The sequence below is a fragment of the Planctellipticum variicoloris genome (genome assembly GCF_030622045.1).
In the GTDB taxonomy this organism is placed as follows: domain Bacteria; phylum Planctomycetota; class Planctomycetia; order Planctomycetales; family Planctomycetaceae; genus Planctellipticum; species Planctellipticum variicoloris.
Genome location: NZ_CP130886.1, coordinates 4,654,172 through 4,667,327, shown reverse-complemented (window position 1 = coordinate 4,667,327; position 13,156 = coordinate 4,654,172). Strand labels below are relative to the sequence as shown.

The 13,156-nt window shown below is 63.5% G+C and carries 10 protein-coding genes; 5 read left to right on the top strand and 5 right to left on the bottom strand.

All coding sequences use genetic code 11. The annotated features are described in order from the left end of the window. Nucleotides 1-2 precede the first annotated feature (2 nt). A complete protein-coding gene (locus SH412_RS18190) occupies nucleotides 3-1,577 on the top strand; it encodes a hypothetical protein (protein ID WP_336519430.1) in 1,575 nt (524 codons plus the stop codon). 163 nt (nucleotides 1,578-1,740) lie between these two features. Continuing rightward, nucleotides 1,741-2,565, top strand: a complete 825-nt coding sequence (locus tag SH412_RS18185) for a hypothetical protein (RefSeq protein WP_336519429.1) — start codon at nucleotides 1,741-1,743, stop codon at nucleotides 2,563-2,565. A gap of 19 nt (nucleotides 2,566-2,584) precedes the next feature. On the opposite strand, the gene aroH is transcribed toward SH412_RS18185, so the two are convergent. Then, on the bottom strand, nucleotides 2,585-2,956 hold the full coding sequence (aroH, locus tag SH412_RS18180) for a chorismate mutase (protein WP_336519428.1): 372 nt from the start codon (nucleotides 2,954-2,956) through the stop codon (nucleotides 2,585-2,587). 247 nt (nucleotides 2,957-3,203) lie between these two features. Here aroH and SH412_RS18175 point away from each other — a divergent pair, with 247 nt between their 5' ends. After that, nucleotides 3,204-3,671 (top strand): PEGA domain-containing protein, encoded by a 468-nt coding sequence (locus SH412_RS18175; protein ID WP_336519427.1) that lies wholly within the window; start codon nucleotides 3,204-3,206, stop codon nucleotides 3,669-3,671. 111 nt (nucleotides 3,672-3,782) lie between these two features. On the opposite strand, the gene SH412_RS18170 is transcribed toward SH412_RS18175, so the two are convergent. Both SH412_RS18170 and SH412_RS18165 read right to left on the bottom strand, forming a co-directional pair. After that, the gene (locus SH412_RS18170) at nucleotides 3,783-5,123 is read right to left on the bottom strand and encodes a DUF1552 domain-containing protein (RefSeq protein WP_336519426.1); all 1,341 of its coding nucleotides are present in this window, start codon (nucleotides 5,121-5,123) and stop codon (nucleotides 3,783-3,785) included. Next, complete coding sequence (locus tag SH412_RS18165) at nucleotides 5,120-7,462, bottom strand: DUF1592 domain-containing protein (protein WP_336519425.1); 2,343 nt, start codon at nucleotides 7,460-7,462, stop codon at nucleotides 5,120-5,122. Before SH412_RS18165 ends, SH412_RS18170 begins: the two co-directional genes overlap by 4 nt. Before the next feature lie 659 nt (nucleotides 7,463-8,121). Here SH412_RS18165 and SH412_RS18160 point away from each other — a divergent pair. Continuing rightward, nucleotides 8,122-9,153: a ligand-gated ion channel gene (locus SH412_RS18160; RefSeq protein WP_336519424.1), complete on the top strand. Its 1,032-nt coding sequence runs from the start codon at nucleotides 8,122-8,124 to the stop codon at nucleotides 9,151-9,153. Between the two features lie 410 nt (nucleotides 9,154-9,563). Here the strand turns inward: SH412_RS18160 and SH412_RS18155 are convergent, their stop codons facing one another. Both SH412_RS18155 and SH412_RS18150 read right to left on the bottom strand, forming a co-directional pair. Continuing rightward, complete coding sequence (locus SH412_RS18155) at nucleotides 9,564-9,926, bottom strand: hypothetical protein (protein ID WP_336519423.1); 363 nt, start codon at nucleotides 9,924-9,926, stop codon at nucleotides 9,564-9,566. A 418-nt stretch (nucleotides 9,927-10,344) separates the two neighbouring features. Further along, on the bottom strand, nucleotides 10,345-11,436 hold the full coding sequence (locus tag SH412_RS18150; protein WP_336519422.1) for an ATP-grasp domain-containing protein: 1,092 nt from the start codon (nucleotides 11,434-11,436) through the stop codon (nucleotides 10,345-10,347). Between the two features lie 223 nt (nucleotides 11,437-11,659). On the opposite strand from SH412_RS18150, the gene SH412_RS18145 reads away from it, so the two are divergent. Next, the gene (locus SH412_RS18145) at nucleotides 11,660-13,048 is read left to right on the top strand and encodes an efflux RND transporter periplasmic adaptor subunit (RefSeq protein WP_336519421.1); all 1,389 of its coding nucleotides are present in this window, start codon (nucleotides 11,660-11,662) and stop codon (nucleotides 13,046-13,048) included. The last annotated feature ends 108 nt before the right edge of the window (nucleotides 13,049-13,156 follow it).

Sequence of the window (13,156 nt, the reverse complement as noted above, 5' to 3'; positions counted from 1 at the left end):
CCGTGCCCAAAGCGACTCATCCCGTTCCGCAGTCGTCCGGCGATCAGTCCGCGACCGAAGTCAGCCGGCCGCGCATGGCCGGCCTCTGCCTGCTGCTGTCCGCCATCGGCGTCGCCGTGACCTGGTGGCTCCTCTGGGGAACTTCGCTCCCCCTCGGCATCCCCGACCAGTGGACCTGGGTCCGATTGAGCCTGGAGCCCGACGTCCCCTGGAACCTGCTGCTGGCGATTCCGTTCGCCGTCGGCTACGGGGCGCTGGTCTGGCGGGGCTGGCGCCGGCTGGATCGCGCCGGAACGTCGGAAACGGCGCTGTTCCTTGTCGCCCTCGGACTGGCCAGTTTCGCCTGGTTGTGGGTGATTCAGGAATCCGGCCCGATGGCGCAGCGATTGTCCAAGGGGCCGTTCGTTTTGTTCTATCCGCAGTCGTCGGGCTACTTCTATCAAGTCCGCTACGAGGCTGCGGATGCCGCGACGTTTCTCGCCCGCTATGAAGACCTCATGGCCGAAGGGGATGTCCTGCACGTCGGAACGCATCCCCCGGGACTCTTCCTGTTGTTCTTCGGGCTGCGCGACGTCTGCGAGGCTTCGACATCGCTCACCGATCTCCTGCTGGCGACGCAGCCGGAGTCGGTCCGACTGGCTGATGAGTCCGTGGTCGAAAACTCCGCCGCGTCGCAACCTCCGCGCGAAGTCCGCCGCACCGACCTGGCGGCGCTGTGGCTGGCGGTGCTGCTGGCTCAGGGGCTGGCCGTGCTGACGGTCTGGCCGCTCTACGGTCTGCTCCGCCGCACGGAATCCCGATCGACCGCATATGTCCTCTCCGCCTGCTGGCCGCTGGGGCCTGCCGTGGCGATCTTCCTGCCGAAGTCCGACGTCGCCTACGCCGGGCTGGCGGTTCTCTGGATGTGGACCTGGCTGAGAGCGACTGACCGCGGCTCCTGGACCCTGGCGGTCCTGGCCGGCGTCGTCGCCTGGCTGGGGATGCTCTGCAGCCTGGCGTTCCTGCCGGTGTTCCTGGCAGGAGTGGTTGCCGCCGTCGTCGAACTCGCCGACGTCTCCGATCCCGGCGAACGCCGGTCGCGACTCTATCGACTGGCGGGATTCAGCCTGGCGGCGGGGGCCGTCTTTCTGGCGCTGACCGCCCTGCTGTGGTTCCTGGCGGACGTGAATCTGCTGCGCGTCTGGCTGATGAACTATCGGAATCACGCAGGTTTCTACGGGAAGTTTCCGCGGTCGTATCCGGGCTGGCTGCTGTTGAACCCGCTGGAACTGTCGATCGCCGTCGGCGTTCCCATCGCAATTCTCGGTGCGGCGGGAAGTCTGTACGGCTGGAACGACGGCGGCAGGACCCGCGCCGTGACGGCCGCCGTCGTCGGAGTCTGGGGACTGCTCTGGCTGACCGGCAAAAACTCGGGGGAAGCGGCCCGCCTCTGGACGTTACTGATGCCCTGGTGTCTCTGGCTCGCCGGACCGGCGCTCCGCCGGGCCAACGTCGCCTGGTTCGTCGCCGGCTGGATCGGGCTGCAGCTCGCCGCGCAAGTCGTAACCGTCCTCCGCGTGGGCGGATTCCACTTCTGACCGGCAGCCTCTCAATCCGCACAACCCGCAAAGTCGACGGGAATTGCTCCCGATCGAGCCCGACGTACGTCGATTTCATCGTGTCGGTCGGCGCCAGTCTGCGGAGGATGCCGACGACGATCCGATAGCAGAAGAGTGTGGTCGACATTGTTGGAGCGTAAGCGTGGCGGTTTCGGGGAGCACGTTGAGGCCGGGAATCGTGGCGCTGCTGTGCGGTGCGCTGCTCGTTTCGGCGTGCGGCTGCGAGGATCCCGGGTCGCCGCTGGTCAGTCACAAGCATCCCGACGAACTGATCACCAAAGCCGAGCTGGAGGTCCTGAAACGCATTCTCGGCAAGCTGCCCGAGCCGCTCTGGGCCGACTGGCGGAACTGCTATATCCCGACGCCCGACTGGCCGGATACCCGCACGCTACCAGTCTCCGAACTGGTCGATGAAGAACAGCGCAAGCTCAATGACCGGTGGGACGCGGAACTGCTGAAAGCCCGCTTCGACCAGTCGCGGGCGATCAAGCTCATCCTGCGCCGGGAACGGGTGACGACAGAGCAGTTTGCCAGCCTGCTGCTCAGCGTGGGGCTGGCGACTTCGCGGTCATACGTGCCGAAAGAATTTGACCTGGCCGCCTACGAGCGCCGCGGGTTGATCATCGTCAAGCAGCTCAAAGCCGACGGGCGGCCCTATGAGGGGCTCACCGAAGACGAGCGGGAACAGGTGCTCTTCCGCGCCGTCTGGATCACGCGGCTGGACCGGGCGACCCGGCTGCTGCAGCCCCCGGCCGAGAACGTGGCCCTGGTGAAGCGCGAGTCCGAGCTGCTGGCAAAGCTCCTGCCCGACGAATTTCTCAAAAATCCGCTCGACGAACTCGCCGATCCCCTCGAAGAACGCGGAGTCCCCTTCATCGAACTGCCCGATTCCGGCAGCGATGCCGACATCCCCTGGACCCGCTCAGAGGCCCTCCCGCACTCGGAACGCGGCGCCGCAGCGCTGTAACCGCGAGCCGTCGCGAAGTCTACTGGGCGCTGCGGACGTCCGGTCGCAGCCGCTTCGCTTCGCGCAGATAGACGTGGACCATCTCGCACTGAGGCTTGTCCGTGTTGACGTGCAGCAGCACCCGGACGCAGCGGGGCAGGCTCCCGGGAACCGCGATCTCCGAAGCGCACAGCAGCGGCACGAGCCGCATGCCGATCGCGCGGGCCGCTTCGGCCGGAAACGTCGCCGTCAGATCCGGAGTTGTGGTGAAAATCGCCGAAACGATCTCATCGAACTCCGTAATACTGTTGGACTTAAGCACTTCCTCCAGCAGTTCTCGCGTCGCCGCGAGAATCTGCTCGGGAACGTCTTCGGCAACGCTGGTGGCTCCGCGGATTCCTCGTACGGGCATGATGTCCGGCAGGCTGCAAGGGGGAAATGAAGCGGGCCGCCGACAGGCACACGTGCGACCCGCGAATCACTCACAGAAATACCCGATTTTACAACACGCGGAAAGCCGGCAACTCCGTTTCACAGCCCCGTTTCCCGAAAACTGCCGTTGGCGGTGCGGCGGCGCGCCGCTACATTCCGTTCCCCCGCTCCAGCCCGGCGTTTGCAGCCGGCGGTCGCTGCAGGGATTCGTTCCCGGAAGCCGGTGAATGTCCAGGGTCAGCCAGAGTCGATCGGAACAGCAAACGCCTGCCGGCCGCCCGCGGCTGCTGCGCAGCGGCCTGGTCGCGCTGCTCCTTGTAACCGCCGGGACCGGCTGCGTCAGCCGCCGGCTCATGGTGCAGTCCAATCCGCCCGGAGCGCTGGTGCTGCTCGAAGGCAAAGAAGTCGGCTACACCCCCACCGCGGTCGACTTCACCTACTACGGCACGCGCGAGATCACGCTGATCAAGGACGGCTACGAAACGTTGACGGTGTTGCAGAAAGTCCCCACCCCCTGGTACCAGATTCCAGGAGTCGACTTCTTCTCGGACAACCTGCTCCCATACCGCATCGCCGACCGGCACTCGTTTTCGTACTCGATGAACCCGCTCCGCCCGGAAGACATCACCCCCAACAGCGGCGTCGTCGACCGCGCCCAGATGCTCCGCTCCGAATCCCAGATGGGCGGCCCATAGACGACGAGCCAAGTTCTCTCGCTGGATCGCAGAGAATCCGATTCCTCTGGCGACCTCTTCTCTTCACTCGCCACTAACCACTATTCACTAGCCACTCTTCCGCCACTCTCCTCACCCCTCCAGCCCCGTCAATCGCCCGCTGCTGTCCCCCAGACTCTCCACCCCCGCTTCCATCCGGTCCAGCATCGACAGGAACAGGTTGTTGAGCGGCGTATCCTTGGGGTAGACGACGTGCCGGCCCGTCGCGATTGAGCCGTTGCCCCTGCCCGCGAGCAGGATCGGCAGATCGTTGTGGTTGTGCCGATTGCCGTCGCCGATCGCGCTGCCGTACACGATCATGCTGTGGTCGAGCAGTGTCCCATCCCCTTCCTGCATGCCGTCGAGCTTCTGCAGGAAGCGGGCGAAGTGGGACATCAGAAACTTGTCGATCTTCTTGATCTGGTCGACCAGCTCCTGCTTGTTCTGGTGGTGCGACAGGTGATGATGCCCGTCGTTCACCCCCACCATCGGGTAGCTGCGATTGCTTCCTTCGTTGGCCACCATGTACGTCGCAATGCGGGTCGTATCCGTCTGGAAGGCCAGCGCCAGCAGGTCGTACATCAGCCGCAAGTGCTCGTCGAGATCCTTCGGCACCCCGCGCGGCAGCTCCATTTCCGGAATCGGAATCCGGGCGGTCTCGGCCTGCGAACGCTCGATCCGCTGCTCGATCTCGCGGACGCTGGTGAAGTATTCTTCCAGCTTGCGGCGGTCGGTCGCCCCGAGCTTCGGCTGCAGCTTCTGCGCGTCCCCCGCCACCGCGTCCAGAATGCTCTGCCGATAGAACTCGCGACGACGACGTTCCTTCTCCTCCCCCGGCTTGCCGAACATCCGCTCGAAAACCAGCCGCGGGTTGATTTCTTTGGCCATCGGCTGGCTGGGAGTCTTCCAGGAAATGTTCGAAGAGTACGCACAACTGTACCCGGAATCGCACTGGCCGGCGTTGCGACCCCCTTCCGTGCCGATCTCCAGCGAAGGCAGACGCGTGTGCTGGCCGATCCGCTGGGCGGCCACCTGATCCACGGACACCCCCGCCTTGATGTCCGCGCCGGCGGTCTTGGTCGGATGCTCCCCGGTCAGGAACGTGGCGGCGGAGCGGGCGTGGTCGCCCGGGCCGTCCCCCTTGGCTTTCGCATTGTCCTGCGACAGGCCGGTCAGCACGTTGAATTTGTCGCGGATCGGAGCGAGATCCTGCAGCGTCGCCGGCAGAACGTAATCCCGGCCTTCGGCCTCCGGATTCCAGTCCGGCATGATCGCCCCGTTCGGGAAGAAGACGAACGCCGTGCGCAGCGGCGCGGAGGCCGGTCCGGCCCCAAACGCCATCCGCGGCCCGAAGGCTTCGAGCAGCGGCAGCCCCACGAGCGCGCCGGCCCCCTGCAGAAACGTGCGTCGGTTCAGGGATGAGCGATCGGTCATGGCTTCTGTTCCTCTCCGCGTCGCATGCAGAACGGTTCGCTGCGCACAATTTCCTGAATCAATACCGAGAATCGGTAGTCGTTTCGTTCGAGAGCCTGCACGATGCGGTCGGTCGTGCAGCGATCGTAAAACTCCAGACCGCGCCCCAGTGCAAAAGTCAGCATCCGTTCGGCGAGCGTTTCGCAGAACTGGCGACGTCGGCCCTTCAGAATCTGGGCCAGCTCCAGCGGTCCCTGGAACCGGCTGCCGTCGGGCAGTTCGCCCGCCGTGTCAATCGGCAGTTTACCATCTTGATCGCGCCATCGTCCGATCGCATCAAAATTCTCCAGTCCAAATCCCAGTGCGTCCATCTGCCGATGACAGGAGGCGCAGGCCGGATTCTGACGGTGCAGCTCCATCTGCTGCCGTAAGCTCATGTCAGGATTGGCTTTCGAGGATTCCGCGAGCTCCGGAACATTGGGCGGCGGTGGAGGAGGAGGAGTGTCGAGCACGACCTCCATAATCCACTTGCCCCGCTTGACCGGCGATGTGCGGTCGGGATTCGAAGTCAGCGTCAGGATGCTGGCCTGCGTCAGCAGCCCCCCGCGCTGGGTCCCTTCCAGGCTCACGCGCTGAAACTCATTGCCGACGACATCCGGCAGTCCGTAATGCTTCGCCAGCCGCTCGTTGACGAAGGTGAAGGAGCCTTCCAGGAAATCGAGCACGCTCCGGTCTTCCCGCACCACGCCCCCGAAAAACTGCCGGGTTTCCTCCTGCATGTCCGCCCGCAATTCGGGCGTGAACTCGGGAAACGTCTTCGGGTCGGGGGTGATCTCGTCGAGAATCCGGAGCTGCAGCCACTGCTCGGCAAAGTTATCGATCAATGCCTGCGATTTCGGATCCTGCAACATCCGCTCGACCTGCTGCTGCAGCACCGCGGCCGTATCCAGATCGCCCCGATCGGCGGCGGCGAACAGTTCTTCGTCCGGCAGGCTGCTCCACAGGAAATACGACAGCCGGGAGGCCAGCTCGTAGTCATTGAGCGCATGACGATCGGCGGGGTCGTTCGGATTCTTGTCCGTCTCGATGCGGAACAGGAACTGAGGCGAAACCAGCACCCCCTGCAGGGCGATCTGCATCGCTTGCTCGAAGCTGTCGCCGCGCGAGACCGCCAGCTCGGCCAGCTTCGTGAACGGGGTCAGCTCGTCATCCCGGATCGGCCGGCGGAACGCCCGCGTCACAAATTCCCGCAGATTGTTCCGGGCCGCTTCGCCGACGGTCACGAATTCCGCCGGCTTGACGGCGACCAGTTCTCGATGGCTCCCCGGCAGCGTCGACGGATCGATCTCCAGCGGTCCGATCAGTTCGACGTTCTTGACCATCAGATTGCGGTCCTGCTTCTTCTCCTGATCGTAGAAGTCGTTCGTGAAGGTGACCTCCCACTCATGCCGACCAGGCGTCAGCGGCACCTCGTGGGAGAACTCGTTGAATCGGGAATTGCGGCCTTTCACATCGAAGGTCAGGAGCTTCTGGCCATCCAGCTTGAACTCCATCCGGGCCGGCTCCTCGCCCGCCTGCTGGCCCGCGGCCGAAACCGAGAGCTTGTATTTGCCCTCCACGACGATTTCCAGCGGTGCCACGAAGCCGCCGTTCGAAACGAGGATCAGGCCTTCGTCGCGCGGCAGGGCCACTTTGGACAACTGCAACCGGTCGACAGGAATCGGCGTCTGAGACGGCAGTTTGGGATCAATCACCAGGATCGACTTTGCCGCAATCGCCTCCGCCGCAGCCAGGTACTTCTCCATCAACAGCGGAGGCAGCGAAAGGACGTCGCCGATGTTGTCGAAGCCGTACCCCACATCGTCGGAGGGAAAATCGGCCGCCGGCTCGAAGTCGACCCCCAGCAGGTCGCGAATGGTATTGTTGTACTCGGCCCGGTTCAGCCGGCGGATCGTCACTCGTCCGGGATCAATGCCGCCGGTGCAGTCGACGGCATAGAGCGCCTCGTTGAGCACGGCGAGTAACTGGTCTCGCTCCTCCTTTGTCGGCTGCAGCGTATCGGCGGGGGGCATGATGCCCGCTTCGAACATCTCGTACGCCCGTTCCCACACCTTGCGGTCCTTGCGGACTTCCTCGGTCGACTTCGCCAGGCTGAAATCGAAGCCGGCCTCCGCCTCGTCCCCCTGGTGGCAGTCGAGGCAGAGCTTCTGCAGCAGCGGCTGGGCCTTCGGGAAAAACTCATCCGGCTTCGGCGGCGGCTCGGAAGCCCGGGCGACCGTCGACTCCCGCGCCGCCCGGCCGAAAAACTGCCAGGCCCCAAACCCCCCGATCACGACCAGCACGGCGGCTGCAGCGATCACGACTGCGTATCGCGATTTCTGCTTGCGCGGCTTGCCGCCCCCGCGGGGCCGTCGAGTCGATCGCCGTTGTTCGGGAACCGGCTCCTCTTCTTCAAACTCCCCAGGAATCCGGAAAACCGCCCCACAGCCCGGTTGCGGACACCGTCCCCGTCGGCCGGCAAGTTTGTCGGCGACCTTCAGGTGATGACCACAGGCAGGGCACGTAACGGTGAGAGTCACGGGGACCTCGGACACAGGCGGGAGAGACGTTGGCGGAACCCCTCAATTCTAGGTCCGAATTGGTAGGTTCACCAGCGCGACGGAGGATTCGTGCGATGGGCGGCACATGAACGGGTGGTCCCGTAATCTGCCGCTGGAACTGCGAAATCCTTGGAGTTCAGACGAATGCCGCAGTCTGCTGCAGCCCGGCGAATCGACTACCATACGGCCTGACTCGAATCGGTCAGGTGCCGTGTCCTGTGCAATTGGGAGCTGAATATCGGGTCGCTGAGGCCAACCGTTTTGGGCCGCCCCCAGCGAAGTTGCGAGTCGCTGAGGCCTCGAAGACGCAGACCCCAACCCCCAGTTGCCGCCGGATCATTTCCCCGGAGTCAGTGGCATTACACTCGTTCCCGCTTTTCGACCTCAGGACCGACACGCAGATCAAGGGCCAGACCCGCATGCGACACGATCTTTCGCGCGTTCTGCAGATTGCGGTTCTGACGCTGCCGTGCCTCTTCGTCACGCCCCTTCCGGGCTGGGCTGGACAGGCCAGAAAGGGAATTCGGCAGGAACCCGTTCCGACCGAACCCGTGCGGGTCACCGTCGGAGCGTACGTGAACGACATCCAGGACATCAACCTGGAGACCCACAGTTACGCCGTGGATATCTACATCTGGTTCCGCTGGCGGGATCGAACCGTCTCTCCGACGGAATCGGTCGAGATGGTCAATCCGTTTGAGCTGTGGGGACACACGACCGAGCTGATCTACGACGAACCGGAGGAGATCTCTCCGGGCGAGTTCTATCAGGTTCTCCGAATTCAGGGCCGCTTCAGCAAGAAGTTCTTGCTCACCAACTTTCCCTACGACCGGCAGGAACTGATCGTCGAATTCGAGGACTCGCAGCATCCGTCGAACCGCCTGATCTACGAGCCCGACAGCAATCCCCTGACCGTCAATCCGCGGCTGGTCCTCCCGGGATTTCACGTCTCCACGCCGCGCCTGGAAATCGAGACCTTTCAGTACCCGACGGCGTTCGGCGATCCCCGGCTGGATCGGCCCCGCACCTACTCGCGGACGCGGATCAAAATCCCCATCGCCCGGCCGATCGTTACCTACAGCGTGAAACTCCTCCTGCCCATCACCTGCGTCGTCCTCTGCGCCTCGCTGATGCTGCTGATTCGCGCCACCTACGTCGACGCCCGCGTCGGCATCGGCATCACTTCGCTGCTGACGGTCGTCGCGCTGCAACTGTCGTCCAATCAGCAGATGCCGAGCGTCGATTACCTGGTCCTGATGGACAAGATCTACATCTCGGCCTACGTCTACATCCTGGCCGCTCTGGCGGTCGTCCTCTACACCGCCCGGCTCGTGGACGCCCAGCATCTGGATCGCGCCGAAAAACTGCAGCGCCGGTTGTTCGCCCTCCTGACCGGCCTGTTCGTTCTGTCCTCAATCGTTATCGTCGGCGCAGGAATTCACGGCGGTTGAACGCGACCGCTTTGCCCGCTCACCAAGGCGGCAACAGCCGGCGAAACCCGTGCAGCAGCAGCAGCAGCAGCAGCGCCACCGCCGCATGCTAGTACTGCGGACAGATGCGGATCGACCGGACTTTCGAGAACCAGGCGGTTGCGTGTGAAGTCCAGAGCCTCCAATAACCTCATGCTTCTGGGAGCATCAATTCGACCCGTCGGTTGTCCTTCTCAAAGAAGAGAGAGTAACCCTCGGCTCGCTTATCGACCACAAGTTCGAGCACTGCCAGCGCTAACCGAACAACCTCAACATATGAGGCGGCTTCCGTCTTTTCTCGGAGGTTCTCCAGTCGTAGCCGAGCCTTTGTTGGTAGATCGAGATTCAGCCGAGTCGTTCTAGGCTCGATGGTGCTTTTCATTTTCTTCACCTCAGTTATTACGGCCTCCCACGAGGAGATGTGCGACGCAGATTCCCGCAATTGTCAGCATCGCCGTGCCAACCACGACCGCTGACAGCCAGGCTGGCTCGACCTTTGCGTTGATGAACGCATAGGAAAGGCCACCAAGAACTGAAATCCCAACGACAGAGAGAGCCCGCTGCGGGTCCTTAACAAAGGACTTCGAAATCTGAATATCCACGATACCTCCGCCGATATCCCAATCATTCTTGGGCGCGAAGTACGCGGTATTGCCGTCTGGGCTTGCGATTGCGATCCGCCGTGTCGCCTTCCAGTCTGCCGACTGATCGTCAGACGCATCCGTGACCCGTTGAGGGATGGGTGGGTGAACCATGTAATATTAATCCTTCAATACGATTGGCTGACCACATTCTCGCGTCTCCGTGGGGTTGGGGGTGAAGTGCCTTGCGAAACTCACTGTTCACAGGGGAAAGGCAACCTTCACCTTGACCTCTGCTCTGCAAAGCTGAGGTCTACACAAAATATACACACCGGTTGTGTGCTCGTCAACACTGGCGAAAGAACTACCGAGCCTTCGTTTGATTCCGCGCGGAATCACGCCGACGGTCCTCGCGCCACCAAGGTTCCTACGATCACCTGCCCTTCACTCCAACTGTACGCACCGCCTGGAGGAGAGGTGCCGCCTGATTTTCCTACATTCACCAAACAGCCGCATGCGAAGATCGAGGCACAGCTCCTTGCCATTCCCAGCAAGCAGCCGGTGAGTTGCGATCGCCTTGGTTCCCGCGCGGTCATTGGCGGTCATCCTGCAGTATCTCACCCGCCGCATTGAACCTGATCGACCGCGCCGGCCACGTCGGGACGCGGCCGTCCCCGTTGTCCCACAAGCTCGCCAGCGGAACCGGACAGAGTCCGGAGTAGCCGACAAACGATGTCGTCAATCGCGGATTGATTTCGACCAGCAGCGGGGTCGACGGGTCGGCGTCCGGAAGCAGCAGGTCAAAGCCGACGTAGCCCCGCAGGCCGGGGACAACTTTTGCCGCCTGATCGACGATCGCGTGGACGCGAGCAACGACGTCTTCGGAAACGTCCGCCGGAAGCTCGCCTCCCAGATACGAGAACCGGCCATCCTCCGAAAGACGTTGTTCGGCGATCGGCAGCAGAATCGGTGCTCGGCGGGCGTCGAGCGGGAAGATCGCGCCGACCGATAGCGCGCGACCGGGGACGTAGGGCTGAACAATCGGCTCCAGCTCCGGCGCGGTCGCGTATTCTTCGGCGAGAGCACGCCACTCCGCGAGCGTCTCGATCCGCCGCGTCAGTTGCGATCCTGCCCCGTCGCGGGGTTTGACGACAACACGGAACTGCGCAGTAGTGGGAGGGTGATCCCAGCGCACGGACGCTGCAGGGATTGTCGGAACTCCATTTTTCTGAAGGAGTTGTGACAAGTTCAGCTTGTCCGCGCACAGGTCGATCGCCGCGGGACGGCAGTTCCAGGCGGCGCGCCCGAGTCCTTTGACGCGCCGAACCAGAGAGGCTAGCAGTCCGCCGGTTTCCGGGGCGATCACCAGGGTCGCGTCGCAGGACAGACAGCCTGCATCGAAGGCAGCGAGCCAGTCCGCCGGGTTGCCGACTCGATTCACGGTCCAAAGGAGTTCTTCCGGAAACGTGACCTCCGGGGCGAGGGTAGTGACCAGAGAGCTCCCCGGAAGTTGACCAAGATCGCGGGCGGCGGCGATCAGCATCGCCTGCCCCTCGCCGAGCAGGCCGGGGAGGCGTTCGCGGGGGGAAAGTCCCCCGCCGGTCAGGAATTCGGTGAGAAAAATACGCATGGCGAGCAGAATCGCAGGCGAGCCGGCGGGCCGCAATACTCCCGCAGACGACATGGGTTGGCGTCGATTGATGCGTTCGCCGTTGGTGATCCGAGGACGGGCGGTTCCGTTTTATGAGAACCCGATGGATGCGCCGGTGTCTGCATTCCCTGAACAGTCCGAAAGCCTCTATAGTCAGTGGAGCTTCGCGGAATAGTTCCAGCCTTTGCCGGATGCAGTGCGGTGAATGGGATGATGCGGTCCCGGCACTCGCCGCCGCGAAACGGGAGACCTCTTTGTGACTGCGGACCGAGCAACTTCGCGCGGGGGAACCACCTGGCGCACGCTGATCTCGATCATCCTGATTCTGTTGCTGTTCGGCGGGGGGACCATCACCGCCGAAGCGCTTTCCCGGCTGCGGAAACCCCCCGAGCTGAAAGAGCCCGAGTCCCGACGGTACAACGTCGATATTTTCGTCGTCGAGCCGGTCCGGCTGCAGCGCGTGGTGACCGGCTTCGGCACGGCTCAGGCCGACCGCGAAGTCGTCCTGTCCGCCCAGGTCGCAGGCGAAGTCCTGTCGACCCATCCCAGGCTGGAAGTCGGCGAGCAGGTCACGCCGCCGGTCGGTACACCGCTCCCGGCCGGCGGGAAGTCGCCCGGCCCCGACGAAATTCTGCTGCAGATCGATCCGCGAAACTATGAAGAACGGGTGGTTCAGATCGAGAACCGGCTGCGCGAGTCCGAAGTCGAACTCGAACGCCTCAAGCAGGAAGAAAAAAACCTGAAAACGCTCCGCGAGCGCCTGCAGTCGGACTTCGACGATTTCACGAAAGAGTTTCGCAAAACGGAGGATCTGCACAAACAGGGGGTCGTCACCGAATCCGAGTTCCGGCAGGCCACGATCCAGCTTCGAACCTACGAAAAGGTCCTGCTGCAGAACGACAACGAGCTGAATCTGTTTCCAGTTCGGGGCGATCAGATCGTGCAGCGCCGCGAAGCCCTGCAGAACGACCTGAAACTCGCGAAGCTCGATCTCGAACGAACCGCCGTGACCGCTCCGTTCACCGGGCGACTGCGAAAGGTCAACGTCGAACAGGGCCAGTACGTCAAACCCGGCGACGCCCTGGTGACGGTGACCGATGCCTCGATCGTCGAAGTGCCCGTCGCCCTCACCCTGACGGACCACGCCCGGATCATGGTCGCCCTGAAATCGGGGCAGTCGCCCACAGTCGCTCTTGCCCCCAACGAAACGGCAAAACCGCTCTGGTTCGGCGAACTGGTCCGCTCAGCCCCGAACGCCGACGAACAGACCCGCACGGTCATGGTCTATGTGCGCGTGGATAACTCGCGGCAGACGACACCACTCCTGCCCGGCACCTTCGTCCAGGTCCGGATCGACGGGCCGATCTACGACGACGCCCTGGTCGTCCCGCGCGATGCGCTGGTGCGCGGCAAGCTGTTCGTCCTGAAGGACGGGCAATCCTTCGGCCGGATCGTAACGCCGGTCGAAACGCTGCAGTCGCTGGCGATTCTCGACAATGGAGTCGCCGCCGGCGATCGGATCATCCTGACCAATCTGGACGTCTTGCACGACGGCGCCCGAGTCCAGCCCCAGACCGAATACCGCCTGCCCGCCGAAATGGAACGCCAGCGCGTCCGAACCGCCCGCCTGCTCGACCCCCAATAACCCGAAGCCCGTCACGGGTGGCCCGGCCGCAGGCCGGGCGGCTTCGCCGCAAGAGGCCGCAGTTTGACGTCATCAGTCAACGACGGCGCCCGCCACCACTTTGACGCC